Below are 21,966 nucleotides of genomic sequence, written 5' to 3' on the forward strand. Positions count from 1 at the left end.
TGGAGAAGAGTCGTGAAGCGACCTGCACTCATACTACTTTGCCTGCTGTTACAGGCATGCTCAGCCACGACAAAGCAACTGGGCAACTCACTGTGGGACAGTCTGTTTGGCACGCCCGGCGTACAGCTAACGGACGATGACATTCAAAACATGCCCTACGCCAGCCAGTACATGCAGCTTAACGGCGGGCCGCAGCTGTTTGTGGTGCTCGCTTTCGCAGAGAACGGACAGCAGAAATGGGTGACGCAGGATCAGGCCACCCTCGTGACCCAGCACGGTCGTCTGGTGAAGACGCTGCTGGGCGGCGACAACCTCATCGACGTGAATAACCTCGCGGATGACCCGCTGAATAAACCAAATCAGATCGTCGACGGCACGACCTGGACACGCACGATGGGCTGGACCGAATACAAGCAGGTGCGCTATGCCACCGCGCGCTCGGTCTTTACATGGGATGGCAACGACACGGTAAAAGTCGGCAGCGAAGAGACCCCGGTTCGCGTGCTGGATGAAGCCGTCACGACCGATCAGGCTCGCTGGCATAACCGTTACTGGGTCGATGACGAAGGGCAAATCCGCCAGTCGGAGCAATATCTGGGGGCGAACTATTTCCCGGTGAAAACCACGCTGATTAAGGCGGCAAAATCATGATGAAACGGACTATTGCGGCACTGATCTTCAGTCTGAGCACGTCATCTGTTTTTGCTGCGGGAACCGTTAAGGTCTTTAGCGCAGGCAGCGCAGAACCGAAAACACTTACCGGCGCTGAACATCTTATCGATCTGGTGGGACAGCCCAGACTGGCGAACAGCTGGTGGCCCGGTGCAGCGATCGCGGAAGAGAAAGCGACCGTGACGGCGCAGAGCCAGCAGCAGGCGCTGCTGGGGCGTCTGGCGGCGTTAAGCGGCGAAGAGAGCGGGGAGGGTGCAGCCGCCATTAACGCGCTGCGCCAGCAAATTCAGGCGCTGAAGGTGGCAGGTCGACAGTGGGTAAATCTCGATCCGGACATTGTGCGGGTCAGCGAGCGCGGCAATCCGCCATTGCAGGGCAACTACACGCTGTGGGTAGGCGCGCAGCCGACGGATGTCACAGTCTTTGGTCTGATAAGCCGTCCCGGAAAGCAGCCGTTTATGCCAGGACGCGATGTTGTCAGCTATCTCGAGGGACAACAGCGGCTCAGCGGTGCAGATCGCAGCTATGCATGGGTGGTTTATCCCGATGGACGAACGCAGAAAGTGCCGGTTGCGTACTGGAATAAGCGTCACGTTGAGCCGATGCCCGGCAGCATCATTTTTGTCGGCCTGGATGACGCTTTCTGGAGCAGCGAACCGGAAGCGCTTAACGCCGACATTCTTCACACCCTGACGCAGCGGATACCCGAATAATGAAAAAAACACATCTGCTTAGCTTACTGGCGCTGGGCATCAGCGCAGCGTGCCATGCCGAAACGTATCCGGCACCGATTGGGCCCTCCCAGTCGGATTTTGGCGGCGTGGGATTATTACAGACCCCAACCGCGCGCATGGCGCGTGAAGGGGAGTTGAGTCTCAACTATCGCGATAACGATCAGTACCGTTATTACTCCGCGTCCGTGCAGCTTTTCCCCTGGCTGGAAACCACACTGCGCTACACCGACGTGCGGACCAAACCGTACAGTAGCGTCGAGTCGTTCTCGGGCAATCAGACCTACAAAGATAAGGCGTTCGACCTGAAGTTGCGGCTGTGGGAAGAGAGCTACTGGACACCGCAGGTGTCGGTCGGCGCGCGGGATATCGGTGGGACCGGTCTGTTCGATGCGGAATACATCGTGGCGAATAAAGCCTGGGGACCGTTTGATTTCTCGCTTGGCCTCGGCTGGGGTTATCTGGGGACCAGCGGCAACGTCAGCAATCCGCTCTGTTCGTACAGCGATAAATATTGCTACCGCGATAACAGCTATAAACAGGCCGGCTCTATTGACGGCAGTCAGATGTTTCACGGTCCGGCGTCGCTGTTTGGCGGTGTTGAGTACCAGACGCCGTGGCAACCGCTGCGACTGAAGCTGGAATATGAGGGCAACAACTACCAGCAGGACTTCGCGGGCAAGCTGGAACAAAAAAGCAAGTTTAACGTCGGTGCCATTTACCGCGTCACCGATTGGGCCGACGTTAACCTCAGCTACGAACGCGGTAACACCTTTATGTTTGGGGTGACGCTGCGGACCAATTTCAACGATTTGCGGCCGTCGTATAACGATAACGCGCGGCCGAAATATCAGCCGGAGCCGCAGGACCCGATCCTGCAACACTCGGTGGTAGCGAACCAACTGACGCTGCTGAAATACAACGCCGGACTGGCGGATCCGCAGATTCAGGTGAAGGGCGACACGCTGTACGTGACGGGCGAGCAGGTGAAATACCGCGACTCGCGTGAAGGGATCGAACGAGCGAATCGGATCGTCATGAACGATCTCCCGGAGGGGATCCGCACGATCCGCGTGACGGAAAATCGCCTCAATCTGCCGCAGGTGACCACCGAAACGGACGTCAGCAGCCTGAAACGCCATCTGGAAGGCGAACCGCTGGGACAGGAAACGCCGCTGGCGCAAAAACGCCTTGAGCCGATAGTGCCGGAAAGTACCGAACAGGGCTGGTATATCGATAAATCGCGCTTTGACTTCCATCTCGATCCGGTGCTGAACCAGTCCGTGGGGGGGCCGGAAAACTTCTACATGTACCAGTTGGGCGTGATGGCGACGGCGGATCTGTGGGTCACCGACCACCTGCTGACCACCGGCAGCCTGTTTGGCAACCTTGCCAATAACTACGATAAATTTAACTACACCAACCCGCCGAACGATTCGAAGCTACCGCGCGTGCGTACCCGCGTGCGTGAATACGTACAGAACGACGTTTACGTGAATAACCTGCAGGCCAACTACTTCCAGTACTTCGGTAATGGTTTCTATGGTCAGGTTTACGGCGGCTATCTTGAAACCATGTACGGTGGGGCGGGAGCGGAAGTGTTGTACCGTCCGGTCGACAGCAACTGGGCGTTTGGCCTGGATGCCAACTACGTGAAGCAGCGTGACTGGCGCAGCGCACAGGACATGATGAAATTCACCGACTACAGCGTGAAGACCGGACACTTGACGGCCTACTGGACGCCATCATTCGCCCAGGACGTGCTGGTGAAAGCGAGCGTCGGTCAGTATCTGGCGGGGGATAAAGGCGGCACGCTGGATATCTCTAAACGCTTCGACAGCGGCGTGGTGGTCGGTGGTTACGCCACTCTCACTAACGTCTCGCCGGATGAGTATGGCGAAGGGGATTTCACCAAAGGCGTCTACGTGTCGATTCCGCTGGATCTCTTCTCTACTGGTCCGACCCGCAGCCGTGCGGCAGTGGGCTGGACGCCGCTGACGCGTGATGGGGGTCAGCAGCTTGGACGTAAGTTCCAGCTGTATGACATGACCAGCGATAAAAGCGTGAATTTCCGCTAAGGTTGTTTTGCCGGATGGCGCTGCGCTTATCCGGCCTACATTCCCATAGGCCCGGTAAGCGAAGCGCCACCGGGCGATTCTTCTGGTTTGCACAAAATATAAACAAAAAATATAGATCTCCGTCACATTTTTGCGTTATACAGGAACCTCACCACTGAGATCGAGGTGCTGTTATGACGTCACTCTCTCGTCCGCGCGTGGAGTTTATCTCCACGATCCTACAGACCGTGTTGAACCTTGGGCTGCTGAGTCTGGGTATGATCCTGGTCGTATTCCTCGGTAAAGAGACGCTGCATCTGGCAGATGTGCTCTTCGCGCCTGAACAAGCCAGCAAGTATGAGCTGGTGGAAGGGCTGGTTGTCTACTTTCTCTATTTCGAATTTATCGCGCTGATTGTGAAGTACTTTCAGTCAGGCTTTCACTTTCCGCTGCGCTATTTCATCTATATCGGGATCACCGCGATCGTCCGGCTGATCATTGTCGATCACAAATCCCCTCTCGATGTGCTGATCTATTCGGCGGCGATCCTGCTACTGGTGATCACGCTCTGGATGTGTAATTCAAAACGCCTGAAGCGCGAGTAGGTCGGATAAGGCAATGTGTGTCGTGGTTGCCTGATGGCGCTGCGCTTATCAGGCCTACAAACTGAAGCGCGAGTAGGCCGGATAAGGCAACGCCGCCATCCGGCAGACAAAAAAAAAGGCGCTCCGTGGAGCGCCGAATTACAGTCACAAGTTGGATAAAACAAGTTGAGGGTGCAGTGGCATTACAGGGACTTCAATGAAACTTAACCTTTGACTCCGCCCGCCGTCAGGCCGTTGACCAGCCAGCGCTGTGCCAGCAGGAAGACCAGGGTGATCGGGATCGCAGAAAGCACGGCCGCAGCGGCAAAATCGCCCCACAGGTAGTTTTGCGGGTTGAGGTATTGCTGCATCCCGACGGCCAGGGTGTAGCTGTCCACATCACGTAGCAGCAGTGAGGCAACCGGCACTTCGGTAATGGCGGCAATGAACGACAGAATAAAGACCACCGCCAGAATCGGCACCGACAGCGGCAACAGCACCAGGCGGAAAGCCTGCCACGGGGTTGCGCCATCCAGTGCGGCCGCTTCTTCAAGCGACCCGTCGATGGTTTCGAAATAGCCCTTGATGGTCCACACATGTAGAGCGATACCGCCGAGATAGGCGAAGATCACCCCACCATGGGTGTTCAGACCAATGAACGGAATGTACTGGCCAAGGCGATCAAACAACGCGTACAACGCGACCAGCGACAGCACCGCCGGGAACATCTGGAAAATCAGCATCCCTTTGAGCAGCGTGGCTTTACCCGGAAAACGCATACGGGCAAAGGCGTAGGCGCAGGTCGTTGACAGCGCCACGATGCCAATCGCGGTGATCCCGGCGATTTTCACCGAGTTCCACAGCCATAACAGAACCGGGAAGGGGGGCGGCGTGATGCGGCCATCAGCATGTTCAACGCTGAAGCCCAGCGCCAGCCGCCAGTGCTCCCAGGAGATGGTTTCCGGGATCAGGCTGCCGGTCGCAAAGTTACCTTCACGCAGGGAGATGGCGATAACCATCAGCAGCGGGAACATGATGGCCGCGATAAAAATCAGGAGTAACAGGTGCGTCGTGAAGAGACGCAATTTTTGAGATTTCGGTTGTACCATAGCCATAATTTTTTACTCCTTAACATCGCTCCAGGCTATTTCACTTGCCATTCTGAACGCTGGCAGCATCCAGACTGGCTGCGCCAATTACGCCTGGTGATTCTGATTAATCAAACTTCATGCGTGTGGCTTTCAGGTTCACGATGGCAAGCGCACCGACCAGCAGGAAGATCAGCGTGGCGATTGCCGCCGCCAGGCCGAAGTCCTGTCCGCCGCCGCCTTCAAAGGCGATGCGGTAGGTGTAGCTTACTAACAGGTCGGTATACCCGGCTGGCGTGGTCGTTCCGAGACGATCCGGACCGCCGTTGGTCAACAGTTGAATCAGCACGAAGTTGTTAAAGTTAAAGGCAAAGCTGGCGATCATCAGCGGCGTCAGCGGCTTAATCAACAGCGGGAGCGTAATCTTAAAGAAGTTCTGGAACGGGCCCGCGCCATCCATTGCCGACGCCTCGTACAGGTCGTCCGGAATCGCTTTCAGCAGACCCATGCACAGGATCATCATGTACGGGTAGCCCAGCCAGGTATTGACGATAATAATCATCGAACGCGCGGTGGTCGGGTCGCTAAACCATGCCGGCTTGATGCCAAACAGCGCGCTTAGCATCATGTTGATTTCACCAAAGCTCTGGTTGAACAGGCCTTTGAAAATCAGAATCGAGATAAACGACGGTACGGCGTACGGCAGAATCAGCAGGACACGGTAAATCGCTTTACCTTTCAGCGACTCCCACTGAACGAGACACGCCAGCACCATCCCGACCGCCACGGTCAGGATGACGGTGAGTACCGAGAACACCACGGTCCAGACGAAGATGGCGAAGAACGGCTTCTGGATCCCTTCGTCAGTGAAGACGCGGGTAAAGTTATCCCAGCCGATGGTCACGGTGTAGCCCGGACTGAGCTTTTCGTCACCCCAGTTACCGTCCGCATTGATGGACTGGTAGTAGCCAATGTCGTTATTGGGACGGTATTTCACGCCGCTCTGGTTGTTGGTCAACATGCCGTCATCGGCGAGCGCGTACAGCGGCTGCGTGCCGGAGAACTGGCGCAGCGAGCTCATGATCACTTTGCTGTCATCGGGCAGCACGGCGGTAATCTGGTTCAGCGCCTGGCGATTCTGGGTGATGATGCGCAGCGTCGCGCGCTCACCCTCTGGCAGGGCGTCCGTTTCTTTCAGCGCCAGCTTTTGTTCGCCGCCAAATTTAAAGGCGTCGGAGAGGTAATTCTTACCGGTTTCGCCGTCGGTGAGGGCCAGTTGCCACTCTTCACCTGCCGGATAGAGCCCGAAGTTATAGGATTTACCCGCCTGATAAGAGCGGTCCATCAGCACCTGTTGGGCGCGTTCGAAAGTGAGCTGGTTGGTGCTGCTGTAGTTGGTAAAAGCGATGGCGATGGTGCAAATCAGCGGAAACAGAACGAACAGTCCCATGCCCGCCATGCCAGGATAAACGTAACGCCAGGCGTAGGCCTTACGGTTAGCGAAAATGTACAGGCCAGCAGAGCTTAAAATCAGCGTCATGATGGCGAACAGATATTCCCCTTGTGCATACATTAAAACGACAAGGTAACCCACCAGCAGGCCCAGCAATCCGATCGCGGACCACTTCAGCATGTCGCTCTGCCACCAGTGACTCTTTTTAACGGCATCCATGGGGATCTTCCTCTACAACGGTGAAATCTTGTCGTAAATGTGCCAGATGGCGGCATAAATGCCTTATCCGGCCTACAGACGTTTGTAGGCCTGATAAGCGCAGCGCCATCAGGCACATCGACAGCATTACTTGGTGATACGGCCCTGCGCGTCTTTCAGTGCAGCATCAACCGTCTGGCGACCGCTGGCGGCGTTGATGACCGCCGTACGCACGGCGTACCAGAACGCAGACATCTGCGGGATGTTCGGCATGATTTCGCCTTTCTGGGCGTTATCCATGGTGGCCGCGATGCGCGGGTCTTTCGCTAACTGCTCCTGATAGGATTTCAGCGCCACGGCCCCCAACGGTTTATCCTTGTTCACTTCTTCCAGACCCTGATCGGTCAGCAGGTAGTTTTCAAGGAACTCTTTCGCCAGCTCTTTGTTCGGGCTGGCGGCGTTAATACCGGCACTCAGCACGCCCACGAACGGTTTAGACGGTTTGCCTTTGAAGGTTGGCAGCAGGGTGACGCCGTAATTCACTTTGCTCTTGTCGATGTTCGACCAGGCCCACGGACCGTTGATGGTCATCGCCGTATCGCCTTTGTTAAAGGCCGCTTCTGCGATGGAGTAATCGGTGTCCGCGTTCATGTGTTTGTTCTTGATGAGGTCAACCAGGAAACCCAGGCCCGCTTTCGCGCCTGCGCTGTCGACGCCCACATCTTTCACATCGTACTTGCCGTTTTCAAACTTGAATGCGTAACCGCCGTCGGCAGCAATCAGCGGCCAGGTGAAGTACGGTTCTTGCAGGTTGAACATCAGGGCGCTCTTACCTTTCGCCTTCAGCGCTTTATCCAGTGCCGGGATCTCTTCCCAGGTCTTCGGCGGGGTCGGCACCAGGTCTTTGTTGTAAATCAGCGACAGCGCTTCTACCGCGATGGGGTAGGCGATCAGCTTGCCGTTGTAACGTACAGCATCCCAGGTGAACGGATAGAGTTTGTCCTGGAACGTTTTTTCCGGGGTGATTTCAGCCAGCAGGCCAGACTGTGCGTAACCGCCAAAACGATCGTGCGCCCAGAAGATGATGTCCGGACCATCACCGGTTGCCGCAACCTGCGGGAATTTCTCTTCCAGCTTGTCCGGGTGTTCAATGGTCACTTTGATACCGGTGTCTTTCTCGAATTTTTTTCCGACTTCGGCCAGGCCGTTATAGCCTTTATCGCCGTTAATCCAGATAACCAGTTTACCTTCTTCGATTTTGGCCAGAGCCGGTGCGGAAATCATCATTGCTGCGAGGGCGGACAATGCGAAAACGCGTGCGCCAGTCTTGATCTTCATATCTGCCATCCTTTTGGTGATGTGCTCGTGGTATGACTTCAGTGATTCAACGTGACTCAGTCTCCTTATTTGACATCCTCTTTCCATCCTCCTTACCCCTACGCCCCACCTCCTCTTTATGTGATCTGTGTTGCAGAAATGTGAGTAATGCGTACTGGCGCACATAAAAATAGACTCATTTTTGCGGGGGACTTCACGAAATTACGCGATCTCCCCCGGACAGGGTCTCAGACTTCCTTCCCTCATCCTCCCGACTCCTCCCCCATGAAAAAGCCGGGGGTGGAGGATTTACGCACGCAGTGAATCCCGCATAGTCAGGCCATCATGAATGTTGCTGTCAATGACAGGTTGTAACGAAGGGAGAAGGCATGGCGAGCGTACAGCTGCGAAATGTAACGAAAGCCTGGGGTGACGTGGTGGTATCGAAAGATATCAATCTCGACATTCACGAAGGGGAATTCGTGGTGTTTGTTGGACCGTCAGGCTGCGGCAAATCGACCCTGCTCCGTATGATTGCCGGACTTGAAACGATTACCAGCGGGGACCTCTATATTGGGGATACCCGCATGAACGATATCCCACCCGCGGAACGTGGCGTCGGTATGGTCTTCCAGTCCTACGCGCTCTATCCCCATTTATCCGTTGCCGAAAATATGTCGTTTGGCCTGAAACTGGCGGGCGCGAAAAAAGAGGTGATGAATCAGCGTGTTAACCAGGTTGCGGAAGTGCTGCAACTGGCGCACCTGCTGGAGCGTAAACCGAAAGCCCTCTCGGGGGGGCAGCGCCAGCGCGTGGCGATTGGCCGTACGCTGGTGGCGGAACCGCGCGTGTTCCTGCTCGATGAACCTCTCTCTAACCTCGATGCCGCGCTACGTGTGCAGATGCGCATCGAGATCTCCCGTCTGCATAAGCGCCTTGGGCGCACGATGATCTACGTTACCCACGATCAGGTCGAAGCGATGACGCTGGCCGACAAAATCGTGGTGCTGGACGCCGGTCGCGTCGCGCAGATCGGTAAACCGCTGGAACTGTATCACTACCCGGCAGACCGCTTCGTCGCGGGCTTTATTGGTTCGCCGAAGATGAACTTCCTGCCGGTGAAAGTTACCGCGACGGCCATCGACCAGGTCCAGGTTGAACTACCGAACCGTCAGCACGTCTGGCTGCCGGTCGACAGCCGTGATGTGCAGGTGGGCGTAAACATGTCGTTAGGTATCCGTCCTGAACACCTGTTACCCAGTGATATCGCCGATGTCACGCTGGAAGGCGAGGTTCAGGTCGTCGAACAGCTTGGTCACGAAACACAGATTCATATCCAGATCCCCGCCATTCGTCAAAACCTGGTGTACCGCCAGAACGACGTGGTGTTGGTAGAAGAGGGCGCCACATTCGCTATTGGCCTGCCGCCAGAGCGTTGTCATCTGTTCCGTGAAGATGGCACTGCATGTCGTCGGTTGCATAAAGAGCCAGGCGTTTAAGGTGTCCCATTAAAAAAAAGCGCAAAGCCCTACGGTGAAGCGTTCAAAGAAAAGCAATGATCTCAGGAGATAGAATGATGATTACTCTGCGCAAACTCCCCCTGGCGGTTGCCGTCGCAGCAGGCATTATGTCTGTTCAGGCAATGGCAGTGGATTTCCATGGTTATGCTCGTTCCGGTATCGGCTGGACGGGTAGTGGCGGCGAACAACAATGTTTCCAGGCAACCGGTGCTCAAAGTAAATACCGTCTTGGTAACGAATGTGAAACCTATGCGGAACTGAAACTGGGTCAGGAAGTGTGGAAAGAGGGTGATAAGAGCTTCTATTTTGACACCAACGTTGCCTACTCTGTGGCACAGCAAAATGACTGGGAAGCCACTGACCCGGCATTCCGTGAAGCTAACGTACAGGGTAAAAACCTGATCGACTGGCTGCCAGGCTCCACCATCTGGGCAGGTAAGCGCTTCTATCAGCGTCATGACGTTCACATGATCGACTTCTACTACTGGGATATCTCGGGTCCTGGTGCCGGTCTTGAAAACATCGACCTGGGCTTCGGTAAGCTGTCTCTGGCTGCCACCCGTTCTCAGGAAGCGGGCGGCTCGTACATCTTTAGCAGCAACGATGTCTATCGCGATTACAAAGACACCGCCAACGACGTGTTCGACGTGCGTTTAGCCGGTCTGGAAACCAACCCGGACGGCGTGCTGGAGCTGGGTGTTGACTACGGTCGCGCGAACAAAACTGACGGTTACCACTACGTTGACGGCGCAACCAAAGACGGCTGGATGTTCACCGCTGAACATACCCAGAGCATGCTGAAAGGCTACAACAAGTTTGTCGTTCAGTACGCGACTGACGCGATGACCACCCAGGGTAAAGGGATCCCACAGGGTACCTACACTATCAATGACAGCGATAACATCACAACCAACAACAACGGTTCTCTGGTGCGTATCCTCGACCACGGCGCGATCTCCCTGGGCGACCGTTGGGATCTGATGTACGTCGGTATGTATCAGGATATCGATCGTGACGATAAAAACGGTACAACCTGGTACACCGTGGGTGTGCGTCCGATGTTCAAATGGACACCGATCATGAGCACCCTGATGGAAGTCGGTTACGACAACGTGAAATCTCAGCGTACCGACGACACCAACAACCAGTACAAAATCACCCTGGCGCAACAATGGCAGGCTGGCGACAGCATCTGGTCTCGCCCGGCTATCCGTGTCTTCGCAACCTACGCGAAGTGGGATGAAAAATGGGGTTACGACAACGGCATCGCCTACAGCGATACCAGCGCGCATACCTTCAGCCGTGGTGACAACGATGAGTGGTCCTTCGGTGCTCAGATGGAAATCTGGTGGTAATCCAGCACTAACCTGACGTAACGAGGGGCGAAAGCCCCTCCCAAACTGCTGCAATGCCCGATGGCGCAAGCTTATCCGGCCTACGGCACCAGTTTGTAGGCCGGATAAGGCGTCCGCCGCCATCCGGCATCATCTGGTTTAGCGCGCTATTGCCTGGCCACCGCTGAACCCACGCTTTCTGAGGTGATAACAATGAAAATGAAGAAAAGTCTCGTCGCCCTTTGTTTATCCGCAGGGTTATTTGCCAGTGCGCCGGGCATCAGCCTGGCTGACGTTAACTATGTGCCGCAAAATACCAGCGCTGCGCCGACGATTCCGACGACTGCGCTCCAGCAGTTAACCTGGACGCCGGTTGACCAGTCCAACACGCAAACGACGCAGCTTTCGACTGGCGGTCAGCGTCTTGACGTGGCTGGCATTTCCGGTCCGGTTGCCGCGTACAGCGTACCGGCGAACATTGGGGAGTTAAACATCACGCTCTCCAGCGAAGTGAACAAACAGACCAGCGTATTTGCGCCCAACGTCCTGATTCTTGATCAGAACATGACGCCTTCTGCGTTCTTCCCGAGCAGCTATTTCACCTACCAGGAGCCCGGCGTGATGAGCGCGGATCGCCTGGAAGGGGTTATGCGCCTGACGCCAGCACTGGGCCAGCAGAAACTTTATGTTCTGGTCTTTACGACCGAGAAAGATCTCCAGCAGACCACCAAACTGCTCGACCCGGCGAAAGCCTATGCCAAAGGGGTGGGTAACTCTGTTCCGGATATTCCGGATCCGATTGCCCGTCATACCACCGACGGCCTGCTGAAGCTGAAAGTGAAAACCAACAGCAGCTCCAGCGTGCTGGTGGGGCCACTGTTTGGTTCTTCCGGCCCAGGTCCGGTGACGGTGGGGAATACTGCCGCCCCTGCGCCGACCTATGCTGCACCTGTTGCCGCGCCGGTGGTGACTCCTGCACCTGCGAAGAAAAGCGAGCCGATGTTGAATGACACCGAAAGCTACTTTAACAAAGCGATTAAAGACGCCGTTGCCAAAGGCGACGTTGATAAAGCGCTGAAACTGCTTGATGAAGCTGAACGTCTGGGATCGACATCTGCCCGTTCCACCTTTATCAGCAGTGTAAAAGGCAAGGGGTAATGTTCTCCCCACATTGCTGATTTGCAACAACTGGTGCGTCATCTGGCGCACCTTTTTTTTAGCATTTCCTGCGACTTGTTACGCTTCTGTTGCGCAACAGATCACTTAATTATGTTTCCATCTCCCGTAAGCTCTTTTCTGCGATACAATGCCTTTCAGTTATGAAACGGAGAGTCAGGCATGTCACACCCCGCGTTAACGCAACTGCGTGCGCTGCGCTATTTTGAAGAGATCCCCGCCCTGGACCCAGAACAGCTCGACTGGCTGCTACTGGAAGATTCCATGACAAAACGTTTTGAGCAGCAGGGAAAACGGGTCACTGTGACACTGATCAGGGAAGGATTTGTGGGTCAACATGAGGTGGTGGAAGAGCTAACCCGACTGCCAAAAGAAACCCGCTACTGGCTGCGTGAAATCCTGTTATGTGCCGATGATGAACCCTGGCTGGCCGGACGCACCGTGGTGCCCGAATCCACGCTGTCTGGCCCTGAGCTGGCCCTACAAAATTTGGGCAAGACCCCGCTGGGGCGTTATCTGTTTACATCATCGACGTTGACCCGAGATTTTATTGAAATTGGTTGTGATGTCGGGCTGTGGGGACGCCGTTCCCGACTGCGACTGAGCGGTAAGCCGCTGATGTTGACCGAACTGTTTTTACCCGCATCACCGTTGTACTAAGAGGAAAATAAAATGGAGTGGAGTCTGACGCAGAATAAGCTGCTGGCGTTTCACCGCTTGATGCGTACGGATAAGCCCATCGGCGCCTTACTGCTGCTCTGGCCGACGCTGTGGGCGCTGTGGGTGGCGACCCCTGGAGTCCCTCAATTGTGGATCCTAGCGGTGTTTGTCGCCGGGGTCTGGCTGATGCGTGCCGCCGGATGTGTGGTTAATGACTATGCCGATCGGAAATTCGACGGGCATGTTAAACGCACGGCGAACCGCCCGTTGCCCAGCGGCGCGGTGACGGAGAAAGAGGCCCGGACGCTGTTTGTCGTGCTGGTGGTGCTCTCGTTTCTACTGGTGCTGACGCTCAATACCATGACCATTCTGCTGTCAATTGCGGCGCTGGCGCTGGCGTGGGTCTATCCGTTTATGAAGCGCTACACCCATCTACCGCAGGTGGTGCTGGGGGCGGCGTTTGGCTGGTCGATTCCGATGGCCTTCGCGGCGGTGAGTGAATCGGTACCGTTGAGCTGCTGGCTGATGTTCCTGGCCAACATTCTGTGGGCGGTGGCCTACGACACGCAGTACGCGATGGTTGACCGCGATGACGATCTGAAAATCGGCATCAAATCGACCGCCATTCTGTTTGGCGAGCATGACAAGCTGATCATCGGTATCTTGCAGGTGGCGGTGTTGGCGCTGATGGCGCTGATTGGTTGGCTGAACGGCCTGGGGCTGGGCTATTACTGGTCTGTACTGGTCGCTGGCGCGCTGTTTGTCTGGCAGCAGAAGCTGATTGCCAACCGCGAACGTGAAGCGTGCTTCAAAGCGTTCATGAACAATAACTACGTGGGACTGGTACTCTTTATCGGTCTGGCGATGAGTTACTGGCACTTATAAAGCATCTTGTCCGATGGCGCTGCGCTTATCGGGCCTACCAAACGGTAAGCTGATGTAGGCCGGATCAGGCGGAACGCCGCCATCCGGCAATCTGACATAAAAAAAGCCGGTCATCTCGACCGGCTTTTCTATGTATTACTCGCCTTGTGTTGCGCTCTCAATCGTCAGGCGCACATCCGACGTGATGAGCTCCGCCAGCATCTGATACACCTTCATCGTTTCGCCCGGTTCCGCATCGCCGGTATCGCTGATGTAACCCTCGTCACGCAGGGTCAGCACCAGTGAGCTGAACACCGCCTTGTCGAAGAATTCCGGTGCGTTGATACCGTGCAGCACGGACAAACGCTGCGCCACGGTGCGGCTTTCTTTCTCCAGCGTCCCGCGGTTGATAGACGGGTTGGCGCTCAGCAGCCAGAAGGTGATGGCATAGCGTTGCAGCGTTTCGCGCGCGCCCGCCGCCAGCAGTTGCAGCGTGCGGGAGTGGGCCGGGTTGATATGCAGCTCGTCGTCCTGAACGGTAATCAGCCCCTGACGCTGCATTTCAGCCGTCAGCGCGTCAATCACGCCTGCCAGTTCATCACGCTCCCAGCGCAGGAACAGCTCGGCTTTCAGCATCGGGTAGAGCACGTCAACGTGTTGCAGCAGCGCTTCGCGGGAAATATGACGATGCTGGGTGACGATCGCCGCCATCAGTGAAGGCAACACCAGCATATGCGCGATGTTATTGCGATAGTAGGTCATCAGCACCGCCTGCTCGCGCGGCAGAATGATGATATCGCCAATGGTATCCTTCTCGACTTCGAACTTGTTCATCTGCAACGCGTGATCGATAAGATCGCCGGCGCTGACAGATGGCACGGTCGAATCAGAGGAATACGGCACATTGCGCATCAGATCCAGATAACAGTTGAGCTGCTCGGTCAGTTGCTCGCGGGTCAGCGAACGCTGACGAGAAGCTAACAGCGCGGTGCAGCACAGGTTCATGGCGTTTGCCGCACCCGCGTTGTTAATACGCACCATCAGCTCTGCCGCAATCCCGTTCACCGTTGGCGTCAGCCAGGCCGGACGCACGGCTTCGATAGGATCGATAGACTCGCGCCACTCCGGCACGTGGTGATTCAGGTACGTCATCAACGGCATCGGCTCGCCAAAGTTCACGTAGCCCTGACCGAGATTACGCAGCTTGCTCAAGCCACGCAGCATCTGCGGCAGACTCTCTTTCTCTTTGGTTGCCCCGCGCAGCTCTTTGGCATAGGTTCCCACTTCCATCACGTGTTCGTAACCGATGTAAATCGGCACCAGGGTGATCGGACGGGTGCCACCGCGCAGCATCGCCTGGATAGTCATCGACAGCGTGCCGGTTTTCGGATCCAGCAGACGACCGGTACGGGAACGACCGCCTTCGACAAAGTATTCAACCGAGTAGCCGCGGCTGAACAGTTCGCCCAGATACTCACGGAAGACGGTGGAATAGAGCTTATTGCCCTTAAAGGTACGACGAATAAAGAACGCGCCCAGGCGGCGGAAGATCGGGCCTGCCGGCCAGAAGTTCAGGTTGATACCCGCGGCAATATGCGGCGGCACCAGCCCCTGGTGATAGAGCACGTATGAGAGCAACAGATAGTCCATGTGGCTGCGGTGGCAGGGAACATAGACAATTTCGTGCCCGTCGTGCGCCAGCTGGCGCACGCGCTCAGCGTTGTGAACGTTAATCCCCTGATAGAGCCGATTCCAGGTGAAGCCCAGGATACGGTCAGTCAGGCGAATCATCTCGTATGAGAAGTTGGCGGCGATCTCTTCCATCAGCGCAATCGCGTTTTGCTGCGCCTTTTCATGGGAGATTTTCTTGCTGCGCGCTTCATCTTCTACCGCGCGGGCAATCGCTTTGGACGCCAGTAGCTTGTTGAAGAGATCCTGACGTGCAGGCAGACGTGGCCCCACGGCAGCCAGTCGCTGACGGGCAAAGTGCATACGCGCCACGCGTGCCAGTTTCTGCGCAATGATTTTATCCGTGCCGTGCTCATCGGCCATGCGGCGCAGGGAGACGGAAGGAGAGAAACGGACAAAGCTGTCGCGACCCAGCCAGGAGACGGCAAAGAATTTCTGGATGCCGTTAAGCATACGCAGCGGCGGGTTAACCTCACCCTTCTCGCGACCCGGTGAGCGTCCAAACATCACCGACACCGGCACCATTTGCACATCCAGATCCGGATTGCTGCGATGCAGGTCGAGATAGTTATGGAACAGCTTAATGGACTCTTCTTTCGGCGTGTAATAGGTGAACACCCGCGGTCCGCCGTGAATGAACACATAGCGCGGCAACTGCGTACCATCGATCTCCAGCGGCTCTAATGGGTCGGGGAGATCGTGCGCCAGGCATTGCGCGCGCAGCGTCAGCAAGTCCGCTTTGGAGTTGTACGGTAAAACGTACATAATTGGACGAGAGGTATCGAGTCCTAACTCCGGGGCAGGATCTGCCGGAATAGACTTGCTTTTTACCAGTACGCTTAATGGTAAATTCAGGATTTTGTAGTAAATTCGTGGCCAGCCGGACATAAACGATGTAAAGCCTCTGGTTAATAATGCAATTGCGTTGCAAGGATATCAGAAAGTCATGTGAATTTCTGGTGTATCCCGTCATACTTCGCGCCGCGTTGCCTTAACTCGAATCACATGAGTTAACAAGACAATGTCATTGACGCCAATAATGCAAAAAGGTTCTTTTAATGGCTAATAATACCACTGGATTCACCCGAATTATCAAAGCCGCAGGCTATTCCTGGAAAGGTTTTCGCGCCGCGTGGATTAACGAGGCCGCGTTCCGTCAGGAGAGCGTGGCGGTTCTGCTGGCCGTGGCTATCGCCTGTTGGCTGGATGTGGATGCCATTACGCGCGTGCTGTTGATTGGCTCCGTCATGCTGGTCATGATTGTTGAAATCCTGAACAGCGCCATCGAGGCCGTGGTGGACCGTATTGGTTCTGACTATCACGAACTCTCTGGTCGCGCAAAAGATATGGGCTCGGCGGCGGTGCTGCTCTCTATCATTGTGGCGCTGATCACCTGGGGCATCCTGCTGTGGACACATTTTCGCTAAGGTTTTTTCGACCCTGATTCCATAACAGGTTAAATCTGCTGTTGAATGTGCAGTTTGTGGTTCCAAAATCACCTTTAGCTGTATATACTCACAGCATAACTGTATATACACCCAGGGGGCGGAATGAAAGCGTTAACGGCCAGGCAACAAGAGGTGTTTGATCTCATTCGGGATCACATCAGCCAGACAGGTATGCCACCGACGCGTGCAGAGATCGCACAGCGTTTGGGGTTCCGTTCCCCAAACGCGGCTGAAGAACACCTGAAAGCGCTGGCGCGTAAAGGAGCAATTGAAATCGTCTCCGGCGCTTCTCGCGGCATTCGACTGCTGCAGGAAGAAGAAGAGGGTTTACCGCTCATCGGTCGTGTTGCGGCGGGCGAACCCTTGCTGGCGCAGCAGCACATTGAAGGCCATTATCAGGTGGATCCGTCTTTGTTTAAGCCGAATGCCGATTTCCTGCTGCGCGTCAGCGGAATGTCGATGAAAGATATCGGCATTATGGATGGCGATTTGTTGGCGGTACACAAAACCCAGGATGTGCGTAACGGCCAGGTGGTTGTGGCGCGTATCGACGACGAAGTGACGGTCAAACGCTTGAAAAAACAGGGCAACAAAGTTGAGTTGCTGCCTGAAAACAGCGAATTTAAACCTATCCTGGTTGACCTTCGCGAACAGAATTTCACCATCGAAGGATTGGCCGTTGGCGTCATCCGTAACGGTGAATGGCTGTAGTATTCCTGTAGGCCGGATGAGGCGTTTACGCCGCTATCCGGCACTCTCACCACTCTCACCACTCTCGTTATGACCTCTTCTCAGGCTCGCTCCATGCCGTTTTTTGCTCCTGCTGACAAAGCGCTCTGGCGTCTCGCCTTACCGATGATTTTCTCCAATATCACCGTTCCGCTGTTGGGACTGGTGGATACGGCGGTCATTGGTCACCTGGACAGCCCCGTGTATCTCGGCGGGGTGGCGGTGGGGGCGACGGCAACCAGTTTTCTGTTCATGCTCCTGCTCTTTTTACGCATGAGCACGACCGGGTTGACGGCGCAGGCGTTCGGTGCGAAGAATCCTCAGGCGCTGGCGCGGGCTCTGGTGCAACCGCTGATCCTGGCGTTGGGCGCAGGGGCAGTGATTGCGCTCTTTCGTACACCGATTATCGATCTGGCGCTGCACATTGTGGGTGGTAGCGAAGCGGTACTGGAACAGGCAAGACGGTTTCTGGCCATTCGCTGGCTGAGCGCCCCGGCATCGCTGGCGAATCTGGTATTGCTCGGTTGGTTACTGGGCGTACAGTACGCGCGTGCGCCGGTGATCCTGCTGATTGTCGGCAATATCCTGAATATTGTGCTCGACCTCTGGCTGGTGATGGGGTTGCACATGAACGTGCAAGGAGCCGCGCTGGCGACGGTGATCGCGGAATATGCGACGCTGCTGATCGGTTTGTTGATGGTGCGTAAAGTGTTGCACCTGCGTGGCGTCTCCCTCGTTATGCTCAAACAGGCCTGGCGGGGAAACATTCGTCGCCTTCTGGCGCTCAATCGCGACATCATGCTGCGTTCACTGCTGCTGCAACTTTGCTTTGGCGCTATCACCGTGCTGGGGGCCAGACTGGGCAGCGATATCATCGCCGTTAACGCCGTATTGATGACGCTGCTGACATTTACGGCCTATGCGCTGGATGGCTTTGCTTACGCCGTGGAGGCGCATTCTGGTCAGGCCTATGGTGCCCGCGACGGCAGTCAGTTACTGGAAGTCTGGCGTGCCGCGTGCCGCCAGTCAGGTATCGTCGCGCTGCTGTTTTCACTGGTTTATTTACTCGCCGGCGAACCGATCGTTGCGCTGCTGACATCACTACCACAAATCCAACAACTGGCCGATCGCTACCTGCTCTGGCAGGCGATTTTGCCTCTGGTCGGCGTCTGGTGCTATCTGCTGGATGGCATGTTTATCGGCGCAACGCGGGCGGCTGAAATGCGCAACAGCATGGCGGTGGCCGCCGCCGGGTTTGCGCTGACGCTATTCGCGCTACCCGTGTTGGGTAATCACGGTTTATGGCTGGCGCTGGCGGTATTTCTGGCGCTGCGCGGGCTGTCATTAGCCTGGATCTGGCGGCGTCACTGGCGAAACGGAACCTGGTTTACTGTCTCGTAATGGTTAAAGATTCTGAATAGTGAATTTAACCCAGAATCTATGACTACACTTAATCTCACGTCCAGCAGAAAACGAACGCAGTTGGGCGGTTTACTCTCACTATTCACAGCCTAATAAAGAGGACTTTATGATGAATAAAGACGAAGTCGGCGGTAACTGGAAACAGTTCAAAGGTAAAGTGAAAGAGCAGTGGGGCAAACTGACCGATGACGATATGACGGTCATTGAAGGTAAGCGTGATCAACTGGTGGGTAAAATCCAGGAACGTTATGGTTACGCGAAAGACCAGGCGGAGAAAGAGGTCGATAGCTGGGAAAAACGCAACGACTATCGCTGGTAATCCCCCCTCTTACCCGTGAGTACAAGGATGTACACCCCTCTGTTTGCTTCGGGCGGCATCGCGTGCCGCCCACGCCCTTAACGGGGCTTCTTTTTAACCTGAATCGAATGGTCGTGCTGGCACTCGCCAGGATGACGACAGGCTTCTACTTCCACGCAGGCTGAACATAATCCGTGTGCTTCAATGACATTGTGGCGCAGGGCAAATCCCATCTTCGCTGCCAGCGTATGCATAATGTCTTCCACGCCTTCCGCACACTCTTCCTTCACCGCGCCGCAGCGGTCACAGATAAACATGGCGGAAGTATGGGTCGGCTGATCGAACAGGTAGCACAACACGTAGCTGTTGGTGGATTCGACCTTATGCACAAACCCTTGTTCAAGTAGAAAATCGAGGGCGCGATAGACCGTTGGCGGCTTGGCCTGCGGTTCGGATTCACGCAGCAGGTCGAGCAGATCGTAAGCGCTAATCGCGCCTTCCTGCAGGCTCATCAGACGCAACACTTCGAGGCGCTGTGGGGTCAGGCGCACATTGCGTTGCGCGCACAGTTTTTCAGCTTGCGCCAGCAACTCTTGCGTTGTGGTCTTTTCCATTGGGCACCTCGGATCGCGTGGAGTAAGAAAACCCTCACTTTATCATGTTATGGGAGAAACGCCGAGTTCCAGGCCAGAGCGATAAATCGCCCGCTAATCTTTCCCTGATTTACAAACTCTTCTATATATATTGAGGCATGTCACAAAAATAAACGCCCCGGCGATAAAAGGACGGGGCAAAACAGGCAACTTTTTCCTTGTTAATCACAGCAATGCTCCAGCTTTGTCCGGTTGATACTGGCAGAGACGATTTTCACCTGCGAATAAAATGGGCTTACTGTGAATAAAAATTTGAATATTTTGGTGGTGGCGATGACGGGCTCGCTGTTGGCGTCTCAAACCGCGAGTGCCGCGAATTCCTGGACAGAAGCGCGTAATGACGCGATGGGCGGCACGGGCGTGGCGTCAGCAAATTATGGCAGCGGCGTACTCATCAACCCGGCATTATTGGCGAAGTCACAGCCGGATGATGACATTACGGTGATCTTCCCGGCTATCGGTGGACAGATTTCCGACAAGGATAATCTGCGCGATAAGATTGATGATGTCACCGACGACGTGAATAACTACCGCCGCTCCCTGGACAATATCAACCCTCTCGATCTCTTTGTTCCCGGCAGCGCAGGCTACCGGCAGGTGTCTAATGCCGCGGGCGATCTGGCTGACCAACTGGAATCCCTGAAAGGGAAAACGGCCAGTGCGAAAGCCGGGGGCGGGCTTGCGGTCAGCATTCCGAACGATGTGTTAGCCGTGGCCTTTGTGGCGAAAGCCAACGCCCGCGCCCGTGTGAGTTCGTCTATTGATCAGGGCGACATTGACACGCTGCGCGGCGTTGAAGCGGTGCCTTCCAGCATCCTGGCGGTGGATCCTGAGAACCTTAAGTCAAAAGGGTTTGGCCGCGCCGCCATTGTCTCTGATTACGGTGTCGCGGTGGCTCGCCAGTTCGACCTGGGCGGCGTACCGGTTTCGGTTGGCGTGACGCCGAAACTGCAAAAAACCTGGCTCTACAACTACACGGTCTCGATTTACGATTTCAATAGCGACGACATCAACAGCAGTCGCTATCGCAATGATGATACCGGTTTTAACGTTGATGCGGGCCTGGCCGCGGACTTTGGCGAACACTGGACGGTTGGCCTGAGCGGGCAAAACCTGTTCTCTCGCGATATCGACACAAAAGAGGTGGCTGGCGTCCGCGATACTTACCAGATTCGACCGTTGGTCACCGCCGGTGTGGCGTGGCACAACGATCTGCTGACGCTGAGCGCAGACGGTGATTTAACCGAAACTAAAGGCTTCAAAAGCGAGGAAAACTCACAGTATGTTGGCGTCGGTGCTGAAGTCCGACCGCTCGACTGGTTGGCCGTCCGTGCCGGTTATCGTGCTGACGTGAAGGACAATGACAGCAATGTCTTCACCGGCGGTGTCGGGTTTGCCCCGTTCAATCGCGTCCATCTTGATTTGATGGGGCTGTACGGCGAGGACGAAACCTGGGGTGCAGGCGCGCAGGTCAGCGTGACGTTCTGATGAGGATGGCGGGGCAGTATGCCCCGTCTTTCAGCCATGAGCTGCTTTAGTCAACGTATCGTTAATCCATTGATTTACACTTTTCCCGGAGACTTCGGCGGCGATGTTAATCGCCGAATGCACCTCCGGAGAAATACGCAGACTGATCTTTCCACTAGCCGGGCGCAGAGGTTCTCTGCCTTGTTCAGCACAGTAAGAAAGGTAATCATCGACCGCTTCTTCGAAGGCATTGCGAAGATCGGAAACGTTGTCGGCATGGAAACCAATCACATCACGTATACCGGCAACATGCCCGACGAAGCACAAATCTTCGTCACTGTAATCAATTTTGGCGGCATAGCCTTTATAAGTCATGGTGTTCATGGGATCACTCCTACTGCGATAAGAAAGGCCATAGCATCCTTGACCTGATAAACTTTGGCTTCCTTTTCAGGATGTGGGCGATGAAAAGAGGCCACAACCTGATTGATTTCAAATCTGACACGGGATCCGTTCCCCTCTGAGACCTTTGCACCTAAGGCAACAAACAGCGCCTCAATTTTTCGCCATTCCAGCGCCGCAGGCGTTGGTAGTGAGAAAATCTGC

General features: G+C 55.4%; 22 protein-coding genes. 14 read left to right on the top strand and 8 right to left on the bottom strand.

The genetic code is table 11. The annotated features are described in order from the left end of the window. Positions 1-12 precede the first annotated feature (12 nt). The 4 genes from GBC03_06470 (at position 13) to psiE (ending at position 4,065) form a co-directional block, all read left to right on the top strand. Positions 13-651, top strand: a complete 639-nt coding sequence (locus GBC03_06470; protein ID QFS69871.1) for a hypothetical protein — start codon at positions 13-15, stop codon at positions 649-651. Continuing rightward, positions 648-1,385: a hypothetical protein gene (locus tag GBC03_06475; protein ID QFS69872.1), complete on the top strand. Its 738-nt coding sequence runs from the start codon at positions 648-650 to the stop codon at positions 1,383-1,385. Before GBC03_06470 ends, GBC03_06475 begins: the two co-directional genes overlap by 4 nt. Continuing rightward, positions 1,385-3,481, top strand: coding sequence for a YjbH domain-containing protein (locus tag GBC03_06480; protein QFS69873.1), 2,097 nt, complete (start codon positions 1,385-1,387; stop codon positions 3,479-3,481). The genes GBC03_06475 and GBC03_06480 overlap by 1 nt, the downstream gene beginning before the upstream one ends. A gap of 173 nt (positions 3,482-3,654) precedes the next feature. Further along, positions 3,655-4,065, top strand: coding sequence for a phosphate-starvation-inducible protein PsiE (gene psiE, locus GBC03_06485; GenBank protein QFS69874.1), 411 nt, complete (start codon positions 3,655-3,657; stop codon positions 4,063-4,065). Here psiE and GBC03_06490 read toward each other — a convergent pair. From GBC03_06490 to malE, 4 genes are all read right to left on the bottom strand, one after another. Then, positions 3,993-4,229: a hypothetical protein gene (locus tag GBC03_06490; GenBank protein QFS69875.1), complete on the bottom strand. Its 237-nt coding sequence runs from the start codon at positions 4,227-4,229 to the stop codon at positions 3,993-3,995. The two genes, psiE and GBC03_06490, sit on opposite strands and share 73 nt — an antisense overlap. Positions 4,230-4,268: 39 nt before the next feature. Next, entirely contained in the window at positions 4,269-5,159 is an 891-nt protein-coding gene (gene malG, locus GBC03_06495; GenBank protein QFS69876.1) for a maltose ABC transporter permease MalG, read from the bottom strand. A 100-nt stretch (positions 5,160-5,259) separates the two neighbouring features. After that, positions 5,260-6,804: a maltose ABC transporter permease MalF gene (malF, locus tag GBC03_06500; GenBank protein ID QFS69877.1), complete on the bottom strand. Its 1,545-nt coding sequence runs from the start codon at positions 6,802-6,804 to the stop codon at positions 5,260-5,262. A 126-nt stretch (positions 6,805-6,930) separates the two neighbouring features. Beyond that, a complete protein-coding gene (gene malE / locus GBC03_06505) occupies positions 6,931-8,121 on the bottom strand; it encodes a maltose/maltodextrin ABC transporter substrate-binding protein MalE (protein ID QFS69878.1) in 1,191 nt (396 codons plus the stop codon). Positions 8,122-8,489: 368 nt separating this feature from the next. Between malE and malK the strand changes: the two genes are divergently transcribed. The 5 genes from malK (at position 8,490) to GBC03_06530 (ending at position 13,675) form a co-directional block, all read left to right on the top strand. Continuing rightward, positions 8,490-9,599, top strand: coding sequence for a maltose/maltodextrin ABC transporter ATP-binding protein MalK (gene malK, locus GBC03_06510; protein QFS69879.1), 1,110 nt, complete (start codon positions 8,490-8,492; stop codon positions 9,597-9,599). 74 nt (positions 9,600-9,673) lie between these two features. Beyond that, a complete protein-coding gene (gene lamB, locus GBC03_06515) occupies positions 9,674-10,975 on the top strand; it encodes a maltoporin LamB (GenBank protein ID QFS69880.1) in 1,302 nt (433 codons plus the stop codon). A gap of 192 nt (positions 10,976-11,167) precedes the next feature. Then, entirely contained in the window at positions 11,168-12,112 is a 945-nt protein-coding gene (malM, locus tag GBC03_06520) for a maltose operon protein MalM (GenBank protein ID QFS69881.1), read from the top strand. A gap of 180 nt (positions 12,113-12,292) precedes the next feature. After that, a complete protein-coding gene (gene ubiC / locus GBC03_06525) occupies positions 12,293-12,790 on the top strand; it encodes a chorismate lyase (GenBank protein QFS69882.1) in 498 nt (165 codons plus the stop codon). Between the two features lie 12 nt (positions 12,791-12,802). Further along, complete coding sequence (locus tag GBC03_06530) at positions 12,803-13,675, top strand: 4-hydroxybenzoate octaprenyltransferase (GenBank protein ID QFS69883.1); 873 nt, start codon at positions 12,803-12,805, stop codon at positions 13,673-13,675. A 135-nt stretch (positions 13,676-13,810) separates the two neighbouring features. Here GBC03_06530 and plsB read toward each other — a convergent pair whose 3' ends face one another. After that, complete coding sequence (plsB, locus tag GBC03_06535) at positions 13,811-16,231, bottom strand: glycerol-3-phosphate 1-O-acyltransferase PlsB (GenBank protein QFS69884.1); 2,421 nt, start codon at positions 16,229-16,231, stop codon at positions 13,811-13,813. A gap of 170 nt (positions 16,232-16,401) precedes the next feature. Here plsB and GBC03_06540 point away from each other — a divergent pair, with 170 nt between their 5' ends. The 4 genes from GBC03_06540 (at position 16,402) to GBC03_06555 (ending at position 19,261) form a co-directional block, all read left to right on the top strand. Continuing rightward, the gene (locus GBC03_06540) at positions 16,402-16,770 is read left to right on the top strand and encodes a diacylglycerol kinase (GenBank protein ID QFS69885.1); all 369 of its coding nucleotides are present in this window, start codon (positions 16,402-16,404) and stop codon (positions 16,768-16,770) included. Between the two features lie 123 nt (positions 16,771-16,893). Further along, on the top strand, positions 16,894-17,502 hold the full coding sequence (lexA, locus tag GBC03_06545) for a repressor LexA (GenBank protein ID QFS69886.1): 609 nt from the start codon (positions 16,894-16,896) through the stop codon (positions 17,500-17,502). A 93-nt stretch (positions 17,503-17,595) separates the two neighbouring features. Next, positions 17,596-18,921, top strand: a complete 1,326-nt coding sequence (gene dinF, locus GBC03_06550; protein ID QFS69887.1) for an MATE family efflux transporter DinF — start codon at positions 17,596-17,598, stop codon at positions 18,919-18,921. Between the two features lie 130 nt (positions 18,922-19,051). Beyond that, positions 19,052-19,261, top strand: a complete 210-nt coding sequence (locus GBC03_06555) for a CsbD family protein (GenBank protein QFS73930.1) — start codon at positions 19,052-19,054, stop codon at positions 19,259-19,261. Between the two features lie 77 nt (positions 19,262-19,338). On the opposite strand, the gene zur is transcribed toward GBC03_06555, so the two are convergent. Beyond that, entirely contained in the window at positions 19,339-19,854 is a 516-nt protein-coding gene (zur, locus tag GBC03_06560) for a zinc uptake transcriptional repressor Zur (GenBank protein ID QFS69888.1), read from the bottom strand. A gap of 312 nt (positions 19,855-20,166) precedes the next feature. Between zur and GBC03_06565 the strand changes: the two genes are divergently transcribed. Further along, positions 20,167-21,381 (top strand): conjugal transfer protein, encoded by a 1,215-nt coding sequence (locus GBC03_06565; protein ID QFS73931.1) that lies wholly within the window; start codon positions 20,167-20,169, stop codon positions 21,379-21,381. A 30-nt stretch (positions 21,382-21,411) separates the two neighbouring features. On the opposite strand, the gene GBC03_06570 is transcribed toward GBC03_06565, so the two are convergent. Together GBC03_06570 and GBC03_06575 are read right to left on the bottom strand one after the other, a co-directional pair. Next, positions 21,412-21,744, bottom strand: coding sequence for a toxin-antitoxin system HicB family antitoxin (locus tag GBC03_06570; protein QFS69889.1), 333 nt, complete (start codon positions 21,742-21,744; stop codon positions 21,412-21,414). Next, a complete protein-coding gene (locus GBC03_06575; GenBank protein QFS73932.1) occupies positions 21,741-21,962 on the bottom strand; it encodes an addiction module toxin, HicA family in 222 nt (73 codons plus the stop codon). The genes GBC03_06570 and GBC03_06575 overlap by 4 nt, the downstream gene beginning before the upstream one ends. Between the last annotated feature and the right edge of the window lie 4 nt (positions 21,963-21,966).

It is taken from the genome of Citrobacter telavivensis (genome assembly GCA_009363175.1).
GTDB classification, from domain to species: Bacteria; Pseudomonadota; Gammaproteobacteria; order Enterobacterales; family Enterobacteriaceae; genus Citrobacter_A; species Citrobacter_A telavivensis.

Bases quoted from the DNA above. Each gene is read 5' to 3' on its own strand.
- GBC03_06565 (QFS73931.1), top strand. From the start codon at position 20,167: ATGACGGGCTCGCTGTTGGCGTCTCAAACCGCGAGTGCCGCGAATTCC.
- GBC03_06480 (QFS69873.1), top strand. From the start codon at position 1,385: ATGAAAAAAACACATCTGCTTAGCTTACTGGCGCTGGGCATCAGCGCA.
- GBC03_06475 (QFS69872.1), top strand. From the start codon at position 648: ATGATGAAACGGACTATTGCGGCACTGATCTTCAGTCTGAGCACGTCA.
- malG (QFS69876.1), bottom strand. From the start codon at position 5,159: ATGGCTATGGTACAACCGAAATCTCAAAAATTGCGTCTCTTCACGACG.
- GBC03_06530 (QFS69883.1), top strand. From the start codon at position 12,803: ATGGAGTGGAGTCTGACGCAGAATAAGCTGCTGGCGTTTCACCGCTTG.
- zur (QFS69888.1), bottom strand. From the start codon at position 19,854: ATGGAAAAGACCACAACGCAAGAGTTGCTGGCGCAAGCTGAAAAACTG.
- malK (QFS69879.1), top strand. From the start codon at position 8,490: ATGGCGAGCGTACAGCTGCGAAATGTAACGAAAGCCTGGGGTGACGTG.
- malE (QFS69878.1), bottom strand. From the start codon at position 8,121: ATGAAGATCAAGACTGGCGCACGCGTTTTCGCATTGTCCGCCCTCGCA.
- ubiC (QFS69882.1), top strand. From the start codon at position 12,293: ATGTCACACCCCGCGTTAACGCAACTGCGTGCGCTGCGCTATTTTGAA.
- malM (QFS69881.1), top strand. From the start codon at position 11,168: ATGAAAATGAAGAAAAGTCTCGTCGCCCTTTGTTTATCCGCAGGGTTA.
- GBC03_06540 (QFS69885.1), top strand. From the start codon at position 16,402: ATGGCTAATAATACCACTGGATTCACCCGAATTATCAAAGCCGCAGGC.
- malF (QFS69877.1), bottom strand. From the start codon at position 6,804: ATGGATGCCGTTAAAAAGAGTCACTGGTGGCAGAGCGACATGCTGAAG.
- GBC03_06570 (QFS69889.1), bottom strand. From the start codon at position 21,744: ATGAACACCATGACTTATAAAGGCTATGCCGCCAAAATTGATTACAGT.
- GBC03_06555 (QFS73930.1), top strand. From the start codon at position 19,052: ATGAATAAAGACGAAGTCGGCGGTAACTGGAAACAGTTCAAAGGTAAA.
- lexA (QFS69886.1), top strand. From the start codon at position 16,894: ATGAAAGCGTTAACGGCCAGGCAACAAGAGGTGTTTGATCTCATTCGG.
- plsB (QFS69884.1), bottom strand. From the start codon at position 16,231: ATGTCCGGCTGGCCACGAATTTACTACAAAATCCTGAATTTACCATTA.
- psiE (QFS69874.1), top strand. From the start codon at position 3,655: ATGACGTCACTCTCTCGTCCGCGCGTGGAGTTTATCTCCACGATCCTA.
- lamB (QFS69880.1), top strand. From the start codon at position 9,674: ATGATGATTACTCTGCGCAAACTCCCCCTGGCGGTTGCCGTCGCAGCA.
- dinF (QFS69887.1), top strand. From the start codon at position 17,596: ATGCCGTTTTTTGCTCCTGCTGACAAAGCGCTCTGGCGTCTCGCCTTA.